General features: G+C 55.9%; 21 protein-coding genes and 1 pseudogene. 14 read left to right on the top strand and 8 right to left on the bottom strand.

The window, feature by feature from the left end:
* Positions 1–27: 27 nt before the first annotated feature.
* From yhdP to csrD, 7 genes are all read right to left on the bottom strand, one after another.
* Positions 28–3,831, bottom strand: coding sequence for an AsmA2 domain-containing protein YhdP (gene yhdP, locus DW56_RS00135; protein WP_024562171.1), 3,804 nt, complete (start codon positions 3,829–3,831; stop codon positions 28–30).
* A 57-nt stretch (positions 3,832–3,888) separates the two neighbouring features.
* Positions 3,889–5,358, bottom strand: a complete 1,470-nt coding sequence (rng, locus tag DW56_RS00130) for a ribonuclease G (protein WP_024552377.1) — start codon at positions 5,356–5,358, stop codon at positions 3,889–3,891.
* Positions 5,359–5,365: 7 nt separating this feature from the next.
* A complete protein-coding gene (locus tag DW56_RS00125) occupies positions 5,366–5,941 on the bottom strand; it encodes a Maf family protein (protein WP_029697455.1) in 576 nt (191 codons plus the stop codon).
* Between the two features lie 8 nt (positions 5,942–5,949).
* A complete protein-coding gene (gene mreD / locus DW56_RS00120; protein WP_024552376.1) occupies positions 5,950–6,438 on the bottom strand; it encodes a rod shape-determining protein MreD in 489 nt (162 codons plus the stop codon).
* Positions 6,438–7,493 (bottom strand): rod shape-determining protein MreC, encoded by a 1,056-nt coding sequence (gene mreC, locus DW56_RS00115; protein WP_024552375.1) that lies wholly within the window; start codon positions 7,491–7,493, stop codon positions 6,438–6,440. Before mreC ends, mreD begins: the two co-directional genes overlap by 1 nt.
* A gap of 61 nt (positions 7,494–7,554) precedes the next feature.
* On the bottom strand, positions 7,555–8,598 hold the full coding sequence (gene mreB, locus DW56_RS00110) for a rod shape-determining protein MreB (protein WP_006818047.1): 1,044 nt from the start codon (positions 8,596–8,598) through the stop codon (positions 7,555–7,557).
* A gap of 308 nt (positions 8,599–8,906) precedes the next feature.
* Positions 8,907–10,847, bottom strand: a complete 1,941-nt coding sequence (gene csrD, locus DW56_RS00105) for an RNase E specificity factor CsrD (RefSeq protein WP_024562170.1) — start codon at positions 10,845–10,847, stop codon at positions 8,907–8,909.
* A 224-nt stretch (positions 10,848–11,071) separates the two neighbouring features.
* Between csrD and acuI the strand changes: the two genes are divergently transcribed.
* The 14 genes and pseudogenes from acuI to DW56_RS00040 form a co-directional block, all read left to right on the top strand.
* A complete protein-coding gene (gene acuI / locus DW56_RS00100; RefSeq protein ID WP_024552373.1) occupies positions 11,072–12,046 on the top strand; it encodes an acrylyl-CoA reductase (NADPH) in 975 nt (324 codons plus the stop codon).
* 100 nt (positions 12,047–12,146) lie between these two features.
* Entirely contained in the window at positions 12,147–13,151 is a 1,005-nt protein-coding gene (gene msrP, locus DW56_RS00095) for a protein-methionine-sulfoxide reductase catalytic subunit MsrP (protein WP_024552372.1), read from the top strand.
* Positions 13,152–13,751, top strand: coding sequence for a protein-methionine-sulfoxide reductase heme-binding subunit MsrQ (msrQ, locus tag DW56_RS00090; protein ID WP_024552371.1), 600 nt, complete (start codon positions 13,152–13,154; stop codon positions 13,749–13,751).
* Positions 13,752–13,984: 233 nt separating this feature from the next.
* Positions 13,985–14,437, top strand: coding sequence for a type II 3-dehydroquinate dehydratase (gene aroQ / locus DW56_RS00085; protein ID WP_024552370.1), 453 nt, complete (start codon positions 13,985–13,987; stop codon positions 14,435–14,437).
* A gap of 22 nt (positions 14,438–14,459) precedes the next feature.
* Positions 14,460–14,939 carry an acetyl-CoA carboxylase biotin carboxyl carrier protein gene (gene accB, locus DW56_RS00080; RefSeq protein ID WP_024552369.1) on the top strand — a complete coding sequence of 160 codons (480 nt, stop codon included), beginning with the start codon at positions 14,460–14,462 and terminating at the stop codon, positions 14,937–14,939.
* Between the two features lie 10 nt (positions 14,940–14,949).
* Positions 14,950–16,299 (top strand): acetyl-CoA carboxylase biotin carboxylase subunit, encoded by a 1,350-nt coding sequence (gene accC / locus DW56_RS00075; RefSeq protein WP_024552368.1) that lies wholly within the window; start codon positions 14,950–14,952, stop codon positions 16,297–16,299.
* Positions 16,300–16,405: 106 nt separating this feature from the next.
* The gene (locus tag DW56_RS00070; RefSeq protein ID WP_024552367.1) at positions 16,406–16,648 is read left to right on the top strand and encodes a YhdT family protein; all 243 of its coding nucleotides are present in this window, start codon (positions 16,406–16,408) and stop codon (positions 16,646–16,648) included.
* A complete protein-coding gene (panF, locus tag DW56_RS00065; protein WP_024552366.1) occupies positions 16,638–18,092 on the top strand; it encodes a sodium/pantothenate symporter in 1,455 nt (484 codons plus the stop codon). Before DW56_RS00070 ends, panF begins: the two co-directional genes overlap by 11 nt.
* Positions 18,093–18,103: 11 nt before the next feature.
* Positions 18,104–18,985: a 50S ribosomal protein L11 methyltransferase gene (gene prmA / locus DW56_RS00060; RefSeq protein ID WP_024552365.1), complete on the top strand. Its 882-nt coding sequence runs from the start codon at positions 18,104–18,106 to the stop codon at positions 18,983–18,985.
* A 159-nt stretch (positions 18,986–19,144) separates the two neighbouring features.
* On the top strand, positions 19,145–19,885 hold the full coding sequence (locus DW56_RS00055; RefSeq protein WP_024552364.1) for a carbonic anhydrase: 741 nt from the start codon (positions 19,145–19,147) through the stop codon (positions 19,883–19,885).
* A gap of 354 nt (positions 19,886–20,239) precedes the next feature.
* Positions 20,240–21,205, top strand: coding sequence for a tRNA dihydrouridine synthase DusB (gene dusB / locus DW56_RS00050; protein WP_024552363.1), 966 nt, complete (start codon positions 20,240–20,242; stop codon positions 21,203–21,205).
* 25 nt (positions 21,206–21,230) lie between these two features.
* Entirely contained in the window at positions 21,231–21,527 is a 297-nt protein-coding gene (gene fis, locus DW56_RS00045; protein WP_000462905.1) for a DNA-binding transcriptional regulator Fis, read from the top strand.
* A gap of 159 nt (positions 21,528–21,686) precedes the next feature.
* A complete protein-coding gene (locus DW56_RS22225) occupies positions 21,687–21,869 on the top strand; it encodes a hypothetical protein (RefSeq protein WP_139152804.1) in 183 nt (60 codons plus the stop codon).
* Between the two features lie 210 nt (positions 21,870–22,079).
* Positions 22,080–23,006: pseudogene (locus DW56_RS00040) on the top strand (MHYT domain-containing protein); the annotation flags it as partial.
* A 15-nt stretch (positions 23,007–23,021) separates the two neighbouring features.
* Here the strand turns inward: DW56_RS00040 and DW56_RS23075 are convergent.
* A complete protein-coding gene (locus DW56_RS23075; protein WP_003032489.1) occupies positions 23,022–23,078 on the bottom strand; it encodes an IS1 family transposase in 57 nt (18 codons plus the stop codon).
* Position 23,079: the final 1 nt, after the last annotated feature.

Raw genomic sequence — 23,079 nt, 5'->3', positions numbered from 1 at the left:
TTGCGGCAATTCATTGTCCGCGTCAAATCATTGCGCCTTATTTGCCCGCGGCTGGCGCAGCACTTCATTAATTTGCGGTTTATCGAGAGGGCCGGTTATCTGGTAGCGCAGCACGGAGATTTTACTCCATACCGGGCCGAGCACTTTGCTGGCGGCAAAAACCGCCGCACCCACGATAGGGTTTACCGCAAAGGCCGTCGCCACGCCGACGGTGGCGGAAATTTCCGGCGCCACGACCGCTTCCATATTAAGACGACGGCGAGGAAGATCGACCGAGCCTTTCATGGCGATATCCGCTTCAAGCCCATCGATCAGCATATCGTCGGTATGCAGCACGCCGTCTTTTATCCAGGCGGTGCTGCGAATGGAATCGTAATAGAAGCCGTCGCCGAAGGTGTCGCTGAAATCAAAGCGCAGCTTGCGCAGCAGCGCGTCGAAGCTTAACAGGCGCAACAGCTGACCGGCGTGGCCGGTGCCGAGATCGGCGATTTGTCCTTTGCCCAGCCGGGTATGAAGGATGCCGTTCAGCGACGCCTCGTCCGGTTGCCAGGGTTCGTCGCGCCAGTGCAGGTCATAATCCACATTGAAAGAGGAACCTTGCAGCGGCGTGGTCAGCCCAAAGAAACTGGTCGCGGCGTCAAGCTTTTGTCCTTTCAGCGTGCCTTTGAGCGACGTGCGAAGCTCGCCCGGTTTGTTAACCCATTCACCCTGGGCGGTCAGCCGGGCAAAGCCGGTATCAAGCAGGCCGCCGGTAAGCGCAAGCGTATTTCCGCGCACGTTAAAATCGCCATCGATGCGGCCATATTTTTGCCCCCACAGCCAGCACTCGGCGCAGCGCAACTGAAGGTCTGGCCAGCCGCTGAAATCTATACGCTCCATACCTGCAAGCGGCGAAGCGGCTTTTGACGAGCCGCTGTTTTTACTGGCGGCAGGGTTAAAGTAAAGGTAGTGAATATTCGCCTGCCACGGCGCGTTATCGCGCATCGCCAGCGTGCCGTTAATTTCCCGGCCCTGCGCGCTGACCTCTTTGCCCGACAGCGTTGGGCGCATCTGAATGCTGAGGTTGTTCCACTGCTGGCCGCCTAACGCAAGCGAAGGCGTACGCAGCGTCACGCTTTCTGGAAACCGCGTTGCGCTGCTGACTTTGTCCGCCGCGCCCTGGTTAAAGAGCGCCAGCCACTGCGCCCCGTCCAGAGCCGGCAGGTTAAGCTCCACGCCCGCGTTTTCCGGCAGCGGCGGCACGGTCTGGCTATCAGAAGCCCAGATGGCGCGGTCGAGAGTCAGCTTCTGGTTAAGCAGCCAACGGCTGTTGAAATGGCTTTCTTTTCCGACATTGCCAGTTAGCGCGAAGCTTTTCAGATCGCCGTTCACGTTAACCTTAAAGGGCAACGGCGCGCCCGCGGGTTTGTCCGCCGGTGAAGGTAAGCGGCTACTAACATTTTTCAGATCGCCATTCACATCGACTTTATAACTGGCGCTGCCGCGATAAGGCAGCGTAATGGCAACCTTACCCTGCCACGGCACGCTGCCGCTGAGCGCTTTATTTACCGGCTCCGGCAGCAGACCGGTGCCGGTTGGCTGCCAGTTGCCGTTCATGTTTACCGCCACGTCATAGGCTTTCTTGCCCTCTTCGGTGGAAAAATCGACATTCAGCGGTTGATTAAACCAGGTGGCGCGCAGCGGCTCGCTTTTGAGATTGCCGTTAACGAAGCTGAATTTGCCGGAAAGGTTATGCAGCGTGCTGTCCAGCGGCTTGATGAAAAGCGAGTTATTGTTCAGCGCCACATCGCCTTTTGCGGTTACCTGCTCGCCATCAAGCGGGATATCAAGATGTAAGCGAGCATTCACATCGCCGTCGAGCTGGAGTTCTTCAAGCGTAGCGGCAAGCGAGTCGTTTAATGGCGTCTGCTGGAAGTAAGGCCCGACGGCTTTGCCTGGCCCGGCGATATCGGCGTCAATAAAGAGCCGGTCCTGCGAATAGTCCGGTATGACGGCTTCGACATGGCGCCCTTTTACGCCGCCGAGATTGACTTCGGGGGCCGACATCCAAAGCCCGTCGTTGCGAAAATCGAGCTCGATGTCGAAGTTCTCCAGCGCTGGCCACCCGGGCTGGAAAGCGTATTTCGCATTATGCAGGGGAACATAAACCTGGAACTGTCCGTCGTTTTGCTTATAAGGAAAGTGGTGCGGGTTACCGGCATAGACCAGCGTGGCGTTATCGACCTGACCGCCCTGGATCGCGCCGCTCAGGTAATCCACCAGATATTTGCCCATCAGATTTTCCGGGAAGTAGCGCCAGGCCTGTTTGCCGTCCCCGGTGCGAATACCCGCAAGAATAGAGAGCCACGGTTGCTGCCCGGCAAGCTGCTGCCAGCGAAAATCGCCATGCGCCCAGAGCGAATGCGCCTGCACGTCGATATTTTTGCCGTCCAGCGTAAAGCCGGTTGCATCTTTTTGCCACTCCAGCGTCGCGACGCCGTTTTTAATTTCCAACGGCGCGCGAAACACGGTTTCGTACGGCATTTTGCTGTCGGCTAACTGCGCCTGTAGCCGCCCATGTTCAAGGCTGCCGGAGAGCGAACCGGAAAAGTGATCGGCTCCCGGCAGCAGCTTCCACTGTTTCCAGGAGAGGTTTTTCCAGTTGCCCTGAAAGCGAGTTTTGTTAGCGGCCTGCAAAGGGATATCCAGCGCCACGGATTCCAGATAGCCGTGCGGCTGCGTGCTGGCCCAGACTTCACCAAGCGCGGGCGAAAATTTCGCGGCAAGCGGCAGCAGGCCATCCAGCCCGCTGAGCTCAAGGTTACTTGCCCGAACGCGTAATTCATCGCTTCGCGTATTGCCCGCGCCGCCGACATCCTGCGCCGGGATCCACGCAAGCGTCAGCGCGCCGCGCGGCCAGGGTTTATCATCGATGGCGATATTGGTGGCGGGGATGGCGAATTGCCAGCCGCCCTGCTGCTTCGTCACGTGCGCGGTCAGGTTGTCGACCGACAGACGGTGCGTGGCTTCGCCGCCGCCCTGCCAGCTGGCGCCGCCTTTTTTCAGCCAGAGATCGCCGCCTGCGATAGCGCCATCTTTCAACGTCATCCAGGCCGCCAGGCTGAACTTCGCGGTATCCAGCGCCACGTTTTCGTTCATCCACTGGCTCAGCCAGGGTTTAACGTCGACATCATCGGCCTGCATCCAGACCGTGCCGTTGTTAAGCAGCCCGTTGTCGTCGCGTAAGTCCATACGCACCTGCATAACGCCATGCTGGCCGGTAAAGCTTGAAAGGCTGACCTGGCCCTCGGCGCGGTGACGATTTTTGCCGTTTACCCAGGTTAATTGCGGCACAGCCAGTTCGGCGCGCTGGCCTGAAAGGGTGATAAAGCTGATGGTGCTGTCGCGCAGATCGAAATGATCGAACTGACGAAAGAAGAGATCGGTGAATTTGCTGGTTTCCAGCTTTTCGCGGCTTTGATCCTGCTGAAACGGCGTATTGGTGCGAAAGTGAAGCTGATAAAAGGTGAGATCGCGAAACTGCCAGCGCAGGTGCAGCAGGCTTTGCCAGACGTCGAGCGCCAGCGTAACGCGTTTGATGCTCAGTTCGCCGCCATCTTTCAGGCCCGCGCTGATATCCTGCGCTTCAAGGGTTGGACCGAAATTTTGCCATGAAGCCTCAACCGCTCGGATCTCTACCGGCATGCCGGTCGCCGCTTCAATTTTTCCCAGCAGCGCCGGGCGCCAGCTGTCCAGATGAGGCAACACGAGCCGCAGGCCACTCACCAGCAGTGCGACAATAACGATTAACGTTGCGGCTGTGAGTAGCAAAATGCCCGGCAGTCGCCTCACCCTTCTCTCCTTGTCATCCGCCGTAGCGGTACTCTCTGTTTGCGAAGCCGCCGTGCGTTACATCATTACCACGTCGAACTGCTCCTGGTTGTAGAGCGGTTCAATTTGCACCTTCACCTGCTTGCCGACGAAAATCTCCACTTCCGCCAGCGCGTGCGACTCCTCGCCTTTTAACGCTTCCGCCACAGCCGGAGAAGCATAAACCAGGAAGCGGTCGGAATCATACGCATGATGCACGCGCACAATTTCACGCATGATTTCATAGCAGACGGTTTCGACGGTTTTTACCGTACCGCGTCCGTGACAGGTTGGGCAATCATTACAAAGTACGTGCTCAATGCTTTCGCGGGTGCGCTTGCGGGTCATCTCCACCAGCCCCAGTTGTGAAAAACCGTTGATGCTGGTTTTTACCCGGTCTTTGCTGAGCGCCTGCTCCAGCGAATGCAGCACGCGACGGCGGTGATCTTCATTATTCATATCGATAAAGTCGATGATGATAATGCCGCCCAGGTTGCGTAACCGCAGCTGGCGCGCAATCGCCTGCGTCGCCTCGATATTGGTGTTAAAGATGGTGTCGTCGAGGTTGCGGTGGCCGACAAACGCGCCGGTGTTGATATCGATAGTGGTCATCGCTTCCGTCTGGTCGATTATCAAATAACCGCCGGACTTCAGCTCAACCTTGCGCTCCAGGGCGCGCTGTATTTCGTTCTCCACATCGTAAAGATCGAAGATAGGCTGCTTGCCGCTGTAGTGCTCCAGCTTGCTGGTCATTTCCGGCATATATTCCGCGGTAAATTCCAGCAGCATTTCATAAGTGAGACGTGAATCGACGCGAATGCGGTCAAGCTGCGCGACGGCGAAATCGCGCAGCACGCGCTGGGCCAACGCCAGCTCGCCATAGAGCTGATAGCGGGTCTGATTGCGCTTTTTGCGCTCCATCACCTTGGTCCACACGCGCTTGAGGTAAGCGGCGTCGGAGGCGAGATCCGCCTCGCATACCCCTTCCGCCGCGGTGCGGATAATAAATCCGCCTTGCTCATCGCAGTAGTCGGCGACGATTTTTTTCAGCCGCTCGCGCTCGTTTTCGCTCTCAATGCGTTGGGAAACGCCTACGTGCGACGCGCCAGGCATAAAGACCAGATAACGGGAAGGCAGCGTAATATCCGTAGTAAGGCGCGCGCCTTTGGTGCCAAGCGGGTCTTTCACCACCTGCACCATGAGATCCTGGCCCTGACGAACCAGCTCGGAGATATCGCGCACGGTGAAGTTTTTTTGCTCTTCGCCCGCCACGCACTCCGTGTGCGGCATTATGTCTGAGGCGTGTAAAAACGCGGCTTTATCGAGGCCAATATCTACAAATGCCGCCTGCATTCCCGGCAGAACGCGACTCACCCGACCTTTGTAGATATTGCCTACGATCCCGCGGCGCGCTTCGCGCTCAATGTGGATCTCCTGCAAAATACCGCCATCGATATACGCCACCCGGGTTTCCGAAGGGGTTACATTGACTAACAGTTCAGCCGTCATTTTTTCCTCATCCCTCACGCAGGGCGTTAAAATTGCTCAGCAGTTCATACGTCTCGACCAGCGGCAAACCAACCACGGCGTGATAGCTGCCGTTGATCTTTCTGACAAAGCAGCCGCCCAGCCCCTGAATGCCATACGCACCCGCTTTATCCATGGGTTCGCCGCTTGCGACATAAGCGTTGATATCCGCCTCAGACAGCGCGCGGAATGTCACTTCCGTCACCACCAGGCAATCCATGACCTGCCGTTTATCCGCTACCGCGACCGCGGTCATCACCTGATGAGTCTGGCCGGAAAGCTGGCGTAGCATGGCGCGGGCATGCGCTTTATCTTGCGGTTTTTCCAGCACTTCGCCGTTAAGGATGACGATAGTATCCGCGCCAAGCACCGGTAAATCGAGCGGCGCCTTTGCAACGCCCGCCTGCGCTTTTTCCCGCGCCAGACGCGAGACATAATGCTGCGCGCTTTCGTTTTCACGGCGCACTTCTTCAAGGCCGGTGATGAGACGTTCGAACGTCACGCCCAACTGAGCGAGCAGTTCCTGACGACGAGGCGAACCAGAGGCGAGATAAACCGCAGTCATAAAAACCCTTATTGCACCGCAAACTGTTGACGGATTTTGCGCATCAACAGGAAAAGCCAGGGCCAGAGTACGCCGTTCACGACGCTGCTCCAGAACACTTCTGGTCTGAAAGAGACATTGATAACCAAAAACTCTGCCCAGAAAACAATAATATCGGCCGCCAGCGAGAGCAACATAATAACCAGCGCCTGCTGCCAGAGCGCCAGGTTACGGAAAAGCTGAAATTTCAGCGCGACCAGGTAAGCGATGATGCTCATCGACAGCGCGCGTACGCCGAGCGTCGACCCACTGATGAGATCCAGTATGGCACCCATCACAAAACCCGTGCCGACATTTACGCGATGCGGCAACGCCAGGATCCAGTAAAGCAGAATCAATAATACCCAGTTTGGCCGGTAGACCAGAATGTCATCCGGCCAGGGCATGACCTGCAACAGCAGCGCGACAAGGAAAGAGAGCCAGATGACCCAGCGTCCCTGGCTACGATAGCTTCCCACTACGGTCCTCCCCGGGCGGCTGGCGCCACGTCAGAAGAGGAAGCGGGAGCCGCCGCGCCTGGGGCAGGCGTGGCGTTGCCGCCGGCAGGCGTGGCGATGCCGGTCGCGGGGGCTGGCACGGGCGCAGGCGGCCCCATCGCATCCGGCGAAGGCAACACCTGCGGCATCATCTGCATCAGGCGTTCATTCGCCACGCGATGCACCTCTTCCGGCGTCATCGGGTTAGCGCCCTGACGATCGGCCCCCCACAGCAGCAGCAGATAACGCAGGCGTTGCAGTCCCGCGGTCGGGCGCGCCTGGATAACCGTATACGCGCGCTGGGTATCCAGTCTGACTGACGAAACCACGCCCACCGGATACCCTTCAGGGAAGCGGCCGCCAAGTCCCGACGTCACCAGCACGTCGCCTACGCGAATATCGGTGTTGGCTGGCAGATGCTCCAGCTGTAAATCATCCGTACAGCCGTTGCCGGCGGCGATAACGCGGATATCGTTACGCAGCACCTGAATTGGCAGCGCATGGGTAGCATCGCAAATCAGCAGCACGCGGCTGGTCAGTTTCGCCACCGCGATAACCTGGCCGACCACGCCTTTGTCGCTGATAACCGGCTGGCCTTCATAAACGCCGTTAATGCTGCCCTTATCGATAACCACCTGATCGCTGTACGGGTCGTTTACCGTCGAGATCACTTGCGTGACCATTTTTTGTTCATCCTGACGCAGCGGCGAGCCAAGCAGTTCGCGCAGGCGCGAGTTTTCTTGCTTGTATTGCCCAAGCATCAGCAACTCGCTGTTTTTCAGCAGCAGTTCCTGGCGCAGCGCCCGGTTTTCGAGTTCAAGCTGATCCCGCGAAGCGAGCGTTTGCGACACGCTGTCAAGCAATTCACGGGGACCGTTAGAGACAAAGTAGAAAGGGCTGACGGCGGTATCCATGTACGTTCGGATCTGGCTGAACGTACCGAGGCGGCTGTCGGCGATAATGACACCAAGCGCAACCAGCACCGCCAGAATAAGGCGAATCTGTAGCGACGGGCCACGGCTAAAAATTGGCTTCATAGGCTATGCGTATTCCCAAACCAACAAGAAGGGCAACCGGAGTTGCCCTTGCTTGCGGCTGTTACTCTTCGCTGAACAAGTCGCCGCCGTGCATGTCGATCATTTCCAGGGCCTTGCCGCCGCCGCGCGCCACGCAGGTCAACGGATCTTCCGCCACCACGACCGGAATGCCGGTCTCTTCCATTAGCAGGCGGTCAAGGTTACGCAGCAGTGCGCCACCACCGGTGAGCACCATACCACGCTCGGAAATGTCGGATGCGAGTTCCGGCGGGCACTGTTCCAGCGCTACCATTACCGCGCTGACGATGCCGGTCAGCGGTTCCTGCAACGCTTCGAGGATTTCGTTGGAGTTGAGGGTGAAACCGCGCGGCACGCCCTCGGCCAGGTTACGGCCGCGAACTTCGATTTCGCGCACTTCATCGCCCGGATAGGCGGAGCCGATCTCATGCTTGATGCGCTCAGCGGTCGCTTCACCAATCAGGGAGCCGTAGTTGCGACGTACATAATTAATGATAGCTTCGTCGAAGCGGTCGCCGCCGATGCGAACAGAAGAGGAATAGACCACGCCGTTCAGGGAGATAACGGCCACTTCGGTGGTGCCGCCGCCGATATCCACAACCATGGAGCCGGTCGCTTCGGAAACCGGCAGGCCCGCGCCAATTGCGGCGGCCATCGGCTCTTCAATCAGGAAAACTTCGCGGGCGCCGGCGCCCTGAGCGGATTCGCGGATGGCGCGACGCTCAACCTGGGTCGCGCCAACCGGCACGCACACCAGCACACGCGGGCTCGGACGCATAAAGCTGTTGCTATGCACCTGCTTGATGAAGTGCTGTAACATTTTTTCGGTAACAAAGAAGTCGGCGATAACGCCGTCTTTCATCGGGCGAATGGCGGCGATGTTGCCCGGCGTACGGCCCAGCATCTGTTTCGCTTCATGACCCACGGCAGCCACGCTCTTCGGCGAGCCGGCACGATCCTGACGAATGGCCACAACGGACGGCTCATTCAACACGATGCCTTGTCCTTTTACGTAAATGAGGGTATTCGCGGTACCCAGGTCAATGGACAGGTCATTGGAAAACATGCCACGAAATTTTTTCAACATACTGAGGGATAATCCTGAAAGCTGGGGCGGAAAAATAAAATCCGCTTACTTTACCAACCACACGATGCAGCGACAAGGCGCAAAAACGTTCTGCATCGGTGAAAAATAGTGCAGTTTTCGACTCCTGCGCTTCACCGTCTCTCGCTCAGCCTGCTCGCTGAAAAGCGAGCGCTTCGGAGCGGATAAAATAAAACGCGCAGGAAGACAAAACTGGCTTCGTTATGCTGCGACAATCCGGCCGGCAGGCACGCTCGCCCCCTTGAGATGCAGCGCGCGTTATTCTACGTGAAAACAAATTAAACGGCAGGCTAAACCGAATATCTTTGCGAATATTTTTTCACGCTTGTATCGAGGGGTTGGGAAGCGGCAAAAAAATCGCCCTGCCCGCCTGCCACGCCCCTTTCCACCAGGGTCTGCCATTCGCTACGGGTTCTTATGCCAGTAGCGAAAACCCGGGTTTGCGTACCGTTGCACGCCTCGACCAGACTCTGAGCGAAAAGCTGGTTTTCAGTGCGCTTTTCAATGCCTTTCACCAGACCCGGATGCAGCTTAATGATCTCCACATCCAGCTCCTTAATATAAGCCGTACTCACCACGGTTAACCCCGCCTGCGCGACCGCAATGCGAACGCCCAGCGCTTTGATTAACCGCACAGCGGGTTGTAAGCGGCTGATGTGTTGACAAACATCTGCCTCAGCAAGTTCAAAAAGAATGCGCATTCGTTGCGATTTTTCACACTGCATCAGGGTATCGCGCAGCCAGCGCTGGAACGGCGGGCGTATGAGCGACTCAACGGTGAGCGGCACGGCCAGCGTTTCATCCGGCCAAAAACGCAAAAACGGCATGACGCGCGCCACTATCTGGCGGTCATATTGCTCGGCCAGGCCAAACGCCTGCACCATCGGCATGTATTCCGCCGCCAGCACCTCTTCTTCGCCATCGAAAATCCGGCACAGCAGCTCCCGGTGGTGCACGCGTCCGTCGCGCAGCACCGCGGGTTTTTGATAAATGCGCGGGCCGCCGCGTTGCAGCACGCTTTCCAGCAAGGTTCGCCAGCGTACGTTGCCCCGTCCCTTCTCCGGCAGCGAGTTGTCATAAACCGCCCAGCCGTTCCCCCCTTGCAGCACGGCATTGCGGGTTGCCACTTCCGCATGCTCCATCACCTGTTCGGTCGTCTGTCCGCTGCGCCAGGCGCAAATGCCGATGTGCAACATATCATTGCGGTCAAGCATGCGGGTGGGCGGCAAGGAATCAACCGCGTTGAGCAACTGGCTGGCGATGCTGTCCGCCTCCTTAAGGGTGCGATGCGGCAACAATACGGTGAAGTCGCTGCGAAAATAGCGCGCCAGCAGCGCGCCGGGGTAACGCATGACGAAGGTGGAAAGCATATTAATGAGCGTGAAGAGGTAGTTTTCCACCGCTGTTTTGCCCCAGCTGTCACGCAACATGTCGAAATCGGGCAGGCGGATCATCATGACGACCCCGTGCGTGCCGACCTTTTCCTGATCCTCAAGCAGCGTCGCCAGTTGGTTATCGAAAAAGAGCCGGTTGCTGAGACCGGTTTTTACATCCTGTGCGGCATAAGAACGAATAAGGGTATCCATGCGGCTGCGCTGCTCGCCCGCGCTTTGAAGCTCTGACAGCAGCACATCGAGCGCGCTACTGACGTGCGTCGGCCATTCATGCACGCTGCCGCGCACGCGCACGCCGCGCTCGCCGTTGAGAATGCGGGCCGCGCGGGTTTCCAGCAGCTCTTGCCCCGCAAGCTGGCGCTTAAGCCAGCGCACCGCGAAGAAAATGACGATCACCATAAAACCGATAGCAATAGTCAGCGGCGCGGTGGTCAGTAAGGAGCGATAGTAGTTAGCGAGCGGATCCTGCCAGGTCAGCTTCAACGACATGCCAGGATGTTTAATCAGCGGCACCTCAAGGCTGCGATACTGATGCTGAATGCCTGCCGGACGATAGCTCTGCGCCCGCGTATGGCTGTACAACATGCCAGCGCCGCTGTTGAAGTCGATGCGTACGATATCGACCGGCACCATGAGTTCGTCCAGCCGATGCATCAGCGCTTCAGGCGAATGGCTAACCAGGTCGTTATCGATAATAGACGCGACTGACGCCACGCGGGAGGCGACTTTTTGTTGTATCGAATTAAAGAAACTCAGCGAACATCCCAGCAGCGTGACAAGGATGGCAAGCCCCGTCAGCAGGGTGACAAAGGCAGAAAATTTCGTCGTTAATCGCATCCTTGTGTTAACTCCGTTGGTTGATGGTACGAGCGAAACGGCGCAGCAAAATACCGTTGCCAGGTAATAGTAAGCGCTAACTACAAAAGGCCGTCGCGCATGCTACCAAACATGGCGGGGCGTTCAGAGGTTTTCTTGCGATAAGTCGGCATAGCGTTTCAATATGCGAGTATAGTCTTCAGAGTTTTTTTTCCAATCTTCAGCGATCCAATGAGGAGTAATGCATGCAGGCTTTGATTCTTGAACAACAGGACGGGAAGACGCTCGCCGCTATTAAGCCCCTTGATGAAAGCGCCCTGCCGCAGGGCGACGTAACGGTCGATATCGACTGGTCAAGCCTGAACTATAAAGATGCGCTGGCCATTACCGGTAAGGGGAAAATCATCCGTAATTTCCCCATGGTGCCAGGCATTGATTTCGCAGGCACCGTGCGTAAAAGCGAAGATCCGCGTTTTCACACCGGCCAGTCTGTACTGCTTACCGGCTGGGGCGTCGGCGAAAACCACTGGGGCGGGCTGGCCGACATGGCGCGCGTTAAAGGCGACTGGCTGGTGCCGATGCCAACAGGGCTCGATGGCCGTAAGGCGATGATTGTCGGCACCGCGGGCTTTACCGCCATGCTGTGCGTGATGGCGCTTGAAGAAGCAGGCGTCCGCCCGGAAAGCGGCGAAGTGGTGGTAACAGGCGCAAGCGGCGGCGTTGGCAGCACGGCGGTAGCGCTGCTGCACAAGCTGGGGTATCAGGTAGCGGCGGTAAGCGGTCGTGAAAGCACGCATGACTATCTTAAACGCCTCGGCGCAAGCCGTATTGTTAGCCGCGACGAGTTTGCCGAGAGCCGACCGCTGGAAAAACAGCTCTGGGCTGGCGCCGTGGATACCGTAGGCGACAAAGTGCTGGCGAAAGTGCTGGCGCAGATGAATTACGGCGGCTGCGTGGCGGCCTGCGGCCTGGCGGGCGGTTTCGCGCTGCCGACCACGGTCATGCCGTTTATTTTACGTAACGTTCGTCTGCAAGGCGTCGATTCCGTGATGACGCCTGCGGCGCGCCGCGTACAGGCCTGGGAGCGTCTGGCGCAGGATCTGCCTGCGGACTTCTACGAACAAAGCGCCACGGAAATCGTGCTGGCGGACGCGCCGAAATTCGCCGAAGCCATTATGAATAACGCCGCGCAGGGCCGTACGCTGGTAAAGATTAAGTAAGAGATTTTTTTACACAATTTTAACCGCATGCCTCGCAGGCTGACCGACTCCCTGTCATGATTAAGGCTTAGCTTTATTTCGTATCACCAGAGAGTCGGTCATGAAAAAAGTCAGCCATTTAACGGAAGCCGATGTCACTGCCGAATCGGCTTTCTTTATGCAGCGTCGCCAGGTGTTAAAAACGCTGGGTATCAGCGCCGCCGCGCTTTCGCTTCCTCCTGTCGCCCAGGCGGATTTGCTGGACTGGTTCAAGGGCAACGACAGGCCGAAAGCGCCTGCCGGCCAGCCTCTGGATTTCACCAGGCCCGCGCAGTGGCAGGCGAAGCTGCCGCTCACGCCGGAAGATAAAGTCACCGGCTATAACAACTTCTACGAATTCGGGCTGGATAAAGCGGACCCGGCCGCCAATGCCGGCGCTTTGCAGACGACCCCCTGGAAACTCACCATTGATGGCGAAGTGGCGAAGCCGCTGACGCTCGATCATGACGATTTACATAAGCTGTTCCCGCTGGAGGAGCGTATTTACCGGATGCGCTGCGTAGAGGCCTGGTCGATGGTGGTGCCGTGGATAGGTTTCCCGCTCGCCAGCTTGTTGAAAAAAGTCGAACCCACCAGCGCGGCGAAATATGTCGCGTTCACCACCCTTTATGCGCCTGAACAGATGCCGGGCCAGAAAGACCGCTTTATCGGCGGCGGGCTGGATTACCCCTATGTTGAAGGGCTGCGAATAGATGAAGCGATGCACCCGTTGACGATGCTTACTGTCGGCGTCTACGGCAAAGCGTTGCCGCCGCAAAACGGCGCGCCGGTGCGGCTTACCGTGCCGTGGAAATATGGTTTCAAAGGCATCAAATCGATTGTCAGCATCAAGCTGACCCGTGAGCGCCCGCCGACCACCTGGAACCTCTCTGCGCCGGACGAATATGGCTTTTATGCGAACGTGAATCCGCATGTTGATCACCCGCGCTGGTCGCAGGCCAGCGAACGGGTTATTGGCTCAGGCGGCGTGCTTGACGTGAAGCGACAGCCGACGCTTCTGTTCAATGGTTACGCCGACGAGGTGGCTTCGCTCTATAAAGGACTCGATCTACGGGAGAATTTCTAAGTGCGTCTGACGGCAAAACAGATTGTCTGGCTGAAAGTGGCGCTGCATCTGGCCGCTTTTTTACCGCTGGTTTGGCTCTTTTATGCCGCAAGCCAGGGCTATTTCAGCGCCGATCCGGCCAAAGATATACAGCATTTTACCGGACGGATGGCGCTGAAGCTGCTCCTCGCCACGCTGTTGGTTACGCCGCTGACGCGCTTACTGAAGCAACCGCTGCTTATTCGCACGCGACGCCTGCTGGGATTATGGTGTTTTGCCTGGGCCACGCTTCATCTTATTAGCTATTCGCTGCTTGAGCTGGGCATTAATAACCTTGCGCTACTCGGGCAGGAGTTGGTCAGCCGCCCTTATTTAACGCTCGGCATTATCAGCTGGCTGATCTTGCTGGCGCTGGCGTTTACGTCAACCCAGGCGGCGCAGCGTAAACTAGGGCGTCGCTGGCAAACTTTGCACAACTTTGTCTATCTTGTTGCGATCCTGGCGCCCATTCACTATCTGTGGTCGGTAAAGATCCTCTCGCCGCAACCGCTGATTTATGCGCTGATGGCAGTTGTACTGCTGGCATGGCGCTATAAGAAGTTTCGCCAGTGGTTGCGATAAAGCCGCGTTCTGTGCGATTTACCCCACTTCTGTTATCAACCGGTATCGATTGGCTGATACCGGTTGATAATCTTCCCTGATAAGACCAGTATTTAGCTGCCAATTGCTACGAAATCGTTATAATGTGCGACTTTGGTTTTTCGCCCGGCCATTTTAATGGCGTTAAGGGTGACAACCTCGCAACGAAGGTATATTTTGTTTTTTACCGGAGAATTGCAGGAGATAGCGTCACGATGGCGAACAAATTTCAGATTTTGCTTTTGAACGGCCCAAACCTTAATATGCTCGGCACCCGTGAGCCCGAGAAGTATGGCAAACAGACGCTGGATGAGATTGTGAGCGGCCTTCAGGCGCAAGCTGAATCGCTAAATGTTTCGCTCGATCACCTGCAATCTAACGCGGAATATGCGCTTATCGACCGTATTCATCAGGCTAAAGACAACGTCGACTATATCCTGATTAATCCGGCCGCTTTTACGCATACCAGCGTCGCGCTGCGTGATGCGCTGCTGGCGGTGAGTATCCCGTTTATCGAGATCCATCTCAGCAATGTGCACGCCCGCGAGCCGTTCCGGCACCATTCATACCTTTCGGATGTCGCTGCTGGCGTTATCTGCGGATTCGGCGCTGACGGCTATAGCTATGCACTACAGACGGCGGTAAAACGCCTGTCACAATCACACTAAACAAAGAGTACGGAACCCACTCATGGATATTCGTAAGATTAAAAAACTGATCGAGCTGGTTGAAGAATCAGGCATCGCTGAACTGGAAATTTCTGAAGGCGAAGAGTCTGTACGCATCAGCCGCGCGCCGGCCAATGCGGGCATTCCGGTAATGCAGCAGGCTTATGCTGCGCCGATGTATGCGCCGCAACCGCAGCCTGCGCTGTCTACTGCTGTCGCACCGGCAACCGCGCCGGCAATGGAAGCGCCAGCCGCAGCGGAAGTCAGTGGTCACATCGTACGTTCCCCAATGGTTGGTACCTTCTATCGTACCCCAAGCCCGGACGCGAAAGCGTTTGTAGAAGTAGGCCAGAAAGTCAACGTGGGCGACACCCTGTGCATCGTTGAAGCGATGAAAATGATGAACCAGATCGAAGCTGATAAAGCTGGCGTTGTAAAAGCGATTCTGGTCGAAAGCGGTCAGCCGGTAGAGTTTGACGAGCCGCTGGTTGTCATCGAATAACGAGGCGAACATGCTGGATAAAATTGTTATCGCTAACCGTGGCGAGATTGCACTGCGTATTCTTCGTGCCTGTAAAGAGCTGGGCATCAAGACCGTCGCTGTGCACTCCAGCGCGGACCGCGATCTGAAACACGTACTGCTGGCGGATGAGACCGTATGTATCGGTCCGGCGCCGTCAGTAAAAAGCTATCTGAACATCCCGGCTATCATCTCCGCCGCTGAAATTACCGGCGCGGTAGCGATTCACCCGGGTTACGGCTTCCTGTCTGAGAACGCGAACTTCGCCGAGCAGGTAGAGCGTTCCGGCTTTATCTTCATCGGCCCGAAAGCAGACACCATCCGCCTGATGGGCGATAAAGTGTCGGCTATCACCGCGATGAAAAAAGCGGGCGTGCCGACGGTGCCAGGCTCTGACGGCCCGCTGGGCGACGATATGGATAAAAACCGCGCCCATGCGAAACGCATCGGCTACCCGGTGATTATCAAAGCCTCCGGCGGCGGCGGCGGTCGCGGCATGCGCGTAGTGCGCAGCGACGCCGATCTGGCGCAATCCATCTCCATGACCCGTGCGGAAGCGAAAGCTGCTTTCAACAACGACATGGTCTACATGGAAAAATACCTGGAAAACCCGCGCCACATCGAGATTCAGGTGCTGGCGGACGGCCAGGGCAACGCTATCTATCTGGCAGAGCGCGACTGCTCCATGCAGCGCCGCCACCAGAAAGTGGTGGAAGAGGCGCCAGCGCCGGGCATTACTCCGGAACTGCGTCGTTACATCGGCGAGCGCTGCGCGAAAGCGTGCGTGGATATCGGCTATCGCGGTGCGGGTACGTTCGAGTTCCTGTTTGAAAACGGCGAGTTCTATTTCATTGAGATGAACACCCGTATCCAGGTAGAACACCCGGTTACCGAGATGATCACCGGCGTAGACCTGATCAAAGAGCAGCTGCGTATCGCAGCAGGCCAGCCGCTTTCCATTAAGCAGGAAGAGGTCACCATTAAAGGCCACGCGGTAGAATGCCGTATTAACGCCGAAGACCCGAACACCTTCCTGCCAAGCCCTGGCAAAATCACGCGTTTCCATGCGCCGGGCGGCTTTGGCGTGCGTTGGGAATCGCACATTTACGCGGGCTACACGGTTCCGCCGTATTACGATTCCATGATCGGCAAACTCATCTGCTACGGTGAAAACCGTGACGTGGCAATTGCCCGCATGAGGAACGCGCTACAGGAACTAATCATCGACGGCATCAAAACCAACGTTGATCTGCAAACGCGCATCATGAACGATGAAAACTTCCAGCATGGTGGCACCAACATCCACTATCTGGAGAAAAAACTGGGCCTACAGGAAAAATAAGCCCGGTTTACTGTGAAAAGGCCAGCTTTTGCTGGCCTTTATTTTTTGTCGCCTCCCCCTGCTGCTGCGGTACAATCGCCGCTTTCTTACGTCACAAGGGATAAAAATGGACAACCGTTTTGTTCAGGCCCATAAAGAGGCGCGCTGGGCGCTGTGGCTGACCCTTCTCTATCTCGCCGCATGGTTAGTGGCTGCTTACTTACCAGATTCCGCTACAGGCATAACGGGCCTTCCGCACTGGTTCGAAATGGCCTGCCTGCTGGTGCCGCTGCTGTTTATTCTGCTCTGCTGGCTGATGGTGAAATACATTTATCGTGATATCCCGCTGGAGGATAACGATGCAGCATGAAGTGATCCTTCCTCTTGTCGCCTATTTGCTGGTGGTGTTCGGCCTGTCGCTTTACGCCATGCGCAAACGCGCCACGGGAAACTTCCTTAACGAATACTTCCTCGGCAGCCGATCCATGGGCGGCTTTGTGCTGGCGATGACGTTAACGGCGACATATATCAGCGCCAGTTCGTTTATCGGTGGCCCGGGCGCCGCTTATAAATATGGGCTTGGCTGGGTATTGCTGGCGATGATTCAGTTGCCCGCCGTCTGGCTTTCGCTGGGCATTCTGGGCAAAAAATTCGCTATTCTCGCTCGCCGCTATAACGCCGTTACCCTTAACGACATGCTTTATGCGCGCTATCAGAGCCGGTTGCTGGTATGGCTTGCCAGCCTGAGCCTGCTGGTAGCTTTTATCGGCGCCATGGCGGTGCAGTTTATCGGCGGCGCTCGCTTGCTGGAGACGGCGGCGGGGATCCCTTACGAAACCGGTTTACTGATTTTTGGCATCAGCATTGCGCTTTACACCGCGTTCGGCGGCTTTCGCGCCAGCGTGCTTAACGACGCCATGCAGGGTCTGGTCATGCTGCTTGGAACAATTTTGCTGCTGGTGGGGATTGTTCACGCCGCGGGCGGCCTGCACAGCGCGGTTGAAAAATTACAGCATATCGACCCGAAACTTGTCACGCCGCAGGGGGCGGAGGATATCCTCTCGCCATCTTTTATGGCCTCTTTCTGGGTACTGGTTTGCTTCGGCGTCATCGGGCTGCCGCATACGGCGGTACGCTGTATCTCTTACAAAGACAGCAAAGCGGTGCACCGCGGCATTATTCTCGGCACCATTGTAGTGGCGGTGCTGATGCTGGGCATGCATCTCGCAGGCGCGCTGGGCCGCGCCGTCTTGCCCGATCTGAAAGTGCCGGATTTGGTTATCCCTACCCTAATGGTAACGGTGCTACCGCCAGTCGCTGCCGGGATCTTTCTGGCAGCGCCGATGGCGGCGATTATGTCGACTATTAACGCGCAGCTCTTGCAGTCTTCTGCGACGATCGTGAAAGATCTCTGGCTGAATCTGCGCCCGGATCAGATCCATAATGAAAAACGGCTTAAGCGAATGTCATCCGTCATTACGCTTATTCTGAGCGCCCTGCTGCTGCTAGCGGCGTGGCGGCCGCCGGAAATGATCATCTGGCTTAATCTGCTGGCCTTTGGCGGCCTGGAAGCGGTTTTCCTGTGGCCGCTGGTATTGGGTCTTTACTGGGAACGCGCAAATGCCGCCGGCGCGCTGTGCGCCATGATAGTCGGCGCCGTGCTGTACGCGTTTTTGGCTACGCTAAAAATACAGTATCTGGGTTTTCATCCGATTGTGCCGTCCCTGCTTTTAAGTCTGCTGGCTTTCCTTATGGGCAACCGCTTTGGTCGCCCTGTCGCGCAAGCCGCAGCCGTTTCATCTGTTGATAAATAAAGAGTTTTGCCATGCCATGGATCCAACTGAAAATTAATACTACCGGAGCGAATGCCGAAGAGCTGAGCGATGCGCTGATGGAAAGCGGCGCAGTATCCATTACCTTCCAGGATACGCACGATACGCCGGTGTTCGAACCGCTGCCTGGCGAAACCCGCCTGTGGGGCGATACCGACGTCATCGGCCTTTACGATGCCGAAACCGACATGCAGGAAGTTGTAGCGATTCTGGAGAATCATCCGCTGCTCGGCGCAGGCTTCCGCCATAAAATCGAGCAGCTTGAAGATAAAGACTGGGAGCGCGAGTGGATGGATAACTTCCACCCGATGCGCTTTGGCGAACGGCTGTGGATCTGCCCGAGCTGGCGTCCGGTACCGGATGAGAACGCGGTAAACGTGATGCTCGACCCGGGACTCGCTTTTGGCACCGGCACCCACCCGACCACCTCTTTGTGTTTGCAATGGCTTGATGGCCTTGATTTAGCGGGTAAGACGGTTATCGATTTCGGATGCGGCTCCGGCATTCTCGCCATCGCCGCGCTGAAGCTTGGCGCGGCAAAAGCCATTGGCATTGATATCGATCCGCAGGCGATTCAGGCAAGCCGCGACAACGCTGAGCGCAACGAGGTTTCCGACCGTCTTGAGCTCTATTTGCCGCAAGATCAGCCTGCCGATATGCAGGCCGATGTAGTCGTTGCCAACATCCTGGCAGGCCCGCTGCGCGAACTGGCGCCGCTTATCAGCGTGCTGCCGGTTAAAGGCGGGCTGCTCGGGCTTTCAGGTATTCTGGCAAGCCAGGCGCAAAGCGTGTGCGAAGCCTACGCCGATACTTTCGTTCTCGACCCGGTTATTGAAAAAGAAGAGTGGTGCCGCATTACCGGCATTAAACAGTGATATTCCGGCGCAGGTCTGCCCTGCGCCGTTTCCCTTCAGCCTTTCCTCGCTTCGCTTTTTTTATTCATCGCCCCTTCGCTTTAACACCTATAATTACTGGGTGAAATTATAAGTTTCATGAATTTAACCTATTGAAGTATTTATTTAGAGAATATTTTTATGACTACGCACATCAAATCAGCGCTGCTCGCTCTGAGCATGCTGCCCGCCATGGCTATGGCGTCACACTGGAGTTATGAAGGCGAAGGGGCGCCGGAACACTGGGGCGAACTGGATCCGCAGTATTCGCTTTGCCAGAAGGGGATGAACCAGTCGCCTGTGGATATTGATCGTACTGTTAAAGCGCAGCCGAACCCGCTAAAAACGCATTATACCGACGGACCGAACGCGATCCTGAACAATGGCCATACGATCCAGGCGAGCGTAACCGGGAATACGCAGGATACGCTGACTGTTGACGGCGAGACGTTTACGCTTCAGCAGTTCCACTTTCACGCGCCAGGTGAAAACACGCTACACGGTAAACACTATGCGATGGAGATGCATCTGGTGCATAAAAACGCTGCTGGCGAAATTGCCGTGGTGGCCGTGATGTTTGAAACCGGACAAGCTAACAGCGAACTGGAAAAGCTCTGGCAGGCGATGCCGGCAAAAGCGGAAGTCAGCCAGCCGCTGAACAGCCGTGTGGACATCAATAAACTGCTTCCTGAAGATAAAACGCATTATCGCTTTAGCGGTTCGCTTACTACGCCCCCCTGCTCTGAAGGGGTTACCTGGCTTGTGCTTAAGCAGCCGCTTACCCTTTCCCTGGCACAGCTTGATAAGTTCAAATCCGTCATGCACCACGACAACAACCGTCCGGTCCAGTCGGCCCATGGACGCGTGATTATTGAGGAATAATGCGCTTGTGGCGAGACGCTGCGTCTCGCCCTTTTTCACGAATTATTTTCTTTAAAATGTGAGTTACTCCGCACTAAACACCTTTTAAACGGCTGTAAAACCGCCAAAAAGACCCTTTCCTTCGTGTGGCAAAGCCGACGAAATGAAAGAACTTATAAGCCAAACGTAAGAAATTAAGATTTAAACCATACAAATAACCAAATGATTTATAAGCATTATTATCGGGATGAACTTTTCCCATCGCCTGTTCTTTGATCTATAACAGCCGATTGTTCAAAGTTTGGCCTTTCATCTCGTGCAAAAAATGCGTAATATACGCCGCCTTGCAGGCACAGTATGGTCATTTCTTAACTCATGCGCATTGGACACCACCAGCTCAGAAATCGCCTGATTGCAGCACCGATGGCTGGCATCACTGACAGACCTTTCAGGACGCTGTGTTACGAGATGGGAGCAGGGTTAACCGTTTCGGAGATGATGTCCTCTAACCCGGAAGTTTGGGCGAGCGACAAATCCCGTTTGCGGATGGTCCATGTAGATGAGCCCGGCATTCGCACCGTGCAGATTGCAGGCAGCGTGCCGGAAGAGATGGCGGAAGCGGCACGGATTAACGTTGAAAGCGGCGCCCAGATTATTGATATCAATATGGGCTGCCCGGCTAAAAAAGTGAATCGCAAGCTGGCGGGTTCTGCCCTGCTGCAATACCCGGATTTGGTGAAGTCTATCCTTACCGCGGTAGTAAACGCAGTGGACGTTCCCGTAACGCTGAAGATTCGCACCGGCTGGGATCCGGCAAATCGTAACTGTGCAGAGATTGCCCAATTGGCTGAAGATTGTGGTATTCAGGCGCTGACCATTCACGGCCGTACACGCGCCTGTCTGTTTCAGGGTAACGCGGAATACGACAGCATTCGGACAGTTAAGCAGAAAGTTTCCATTCCGGTTATCGCGAATGGCGACATTACTGACCCGCTTAAAGCCAGAGCAGTGCTCGACTATACAGGGGCGGATGCCCTGATGATAGGACGAGCCGCTCAGGGAAGACCCTGGATCTTTCGGGAAATCCAGCACTATCTGGACACTGGAGAGTTGCTGCCCCCCCTGCCGCTGGCAGAGGTAAAGCGCTTGCTTTGCGCGCACGTTCGGGAACTGCATGACTTTTACGGCCAGGCAAAAGGGTACCGAATCGCGCGTAAACACGTTTCCTGGTATCTCCAGGAACATGCTCCGGATGACCAGTTTCGGCGCACATTCAACGCCATTGAAGACGCCAGCGAACAGCTGGAGGCGTTGGAGGCATACTTCGAAAATTTTGCGTAAACAGAAATAAAGAGCTGACAGAACTATGTTCGAACAACGCGTAAATTCTGACGTACTGACCGTTTCTACCGTTAACTCCCAGGACCAGGTGACTCAAAAGCCCCTGCGTGACTCGGTAAAACAGGCACTGAAGAACTATTTTGCTCAATTGAATGGTCAGGATGTGAACGACCTCTACGAGCTGGTACTGGCTGAAGTAGAACAGCCCCTGTTGGACATGGTGATGCAATACACCCGCGGTAACCAGACCCGCGCGGCGCTGATGATGGGTATCAACCGCGGCACGCTGCGTAAGAAATTGAAAAAATATGGCATGAACTAAGTTCGCTTAGTGAATGGCTGAATAAAAAGGCGCTGACCGGCATGGGGAAGCGCCTTTTTTGTTGGTCAGTAAAAAATACGGAACAGTTTTAAGCTAAACCATCACTATTATTCCGGGTTTGTCAGGCCTAGCCTTATTACATTGCTAAGGAGGCAAATCATGAGAAATATTGATAGCTGGCTTAACGCGCTGAAACGCGGCTGGGATGCAGAACCTCGTTTACCCTCTGCTGCGTTTTACTACCTTACGCCTGAAGCACGTTACGAGATCGTTAAGGTCTTACTCGCCCCACTTGCCGAAAGCGTTAATCAGGCTGACTCTCCTCATTCCTCACCTCGATAATTTATAAAATTACGCTGCCTGTATTATATATTTTATTTTTTTACACAGCGCAGCGTAACCTTTAGCAATATCTATCAAATCCATCTGAAAATAAGGGCCTTAAATCACTTCCCCGCCTTTTGCGGCAATGATAATGTCGGCGCTTTCCTCAATGTCTGTTTCTTTTATTTAGCGCTACGAGACGCTGTGACCCTTATGGATAACAACGCCATGCTGGTTAGCCATTATGACCAGGCCCTGGTTGTAATTTCTTTTATTGTCGCCATTCTGGCTTCTTATACCGCACTGAACATGGCGACCAGAGTCACCACCAGCAGCGGCACGGCAGCGCGCGTCTGGCTTGTCGGCGGCAGTATAGCGATGGGAATAGGCATCTGGGCGATGCACTTTATCGGTATGCTCGCCATGAATTTACCTGTTTCGCTTAGCTACGATCCGCTTATTACCGGCATCTCCATGCTGATTGCGATAGGCTCCTCTTTTTTTGCGCTCTGGCTGGTTTGCGGCAATCAGTTAAAAGCCTCCCGCCTGCTGCCAGGCTCGCTGGCGCTGGGCTGCGGCATCGCGGCGATGCATTACACCGGTATGGCCGCATTGCTGGTGCAGCCGGGAATTATCTGGAGCTGGCACTGGGTCGCGCTTTCTGTGGCGATAGCGCTGCTGGCTTCGGTCGCGGCTTTATGGCTAACCTTTCATTTGCGCCGTGATGGCGGCCAGATGGCGTTGCTGCGCGCAGGCGCGGCGATAGTCATGGGCATCGCTATTGCAGGAATGCACTACACCGGCATGATGGCGGCTCATTTTCCTCACGACACCCATGATATGCACAGCGGCGTCAACACTGACTGGCTGGCGGTGTTGGTTATCATGGTGACGCTATTCATTCTGGGCATCACGCTGCTGGTTTCCATGTTTGATGCCCGTCTGCAAGCCCGCACTTCGCTGCTCGCCTCTTCCCTTGCCGAGGCGAATCGCGAACTGGCGCAGCTCGCCTTGCACGATACGCTGACGCGTTTGCCCAACCGTATCTTGCTTGAAGATCGTCTTGACCAGGCCATACATAAGGCCAACCGCGAAGATTCACGCTTCGCGCTAATGTTTATGGATCTTGATGGTTTTAAAGCTATTAATGACGCCGGTAATGACTCCAACTTATTGATAGTGTTTTATGTTCAGATAATGCCCGATGACTTTGTCATGCAGCTCCACC

Origin of the sequence: Franconibacter helveticus LMG 23732 (genome assembly GCF_000463115.2) — a bacterium.
Classification (GTDB): Bacteria; Pseudomonadota; Gammaproteobacteria; order Enterobacterales; family Enterobacteriaceae; genus Franconibacter; species Franconibacter helveticus.
This window is presented reverse-complemented; position numbering and strand designations above follow the sequence as displayed.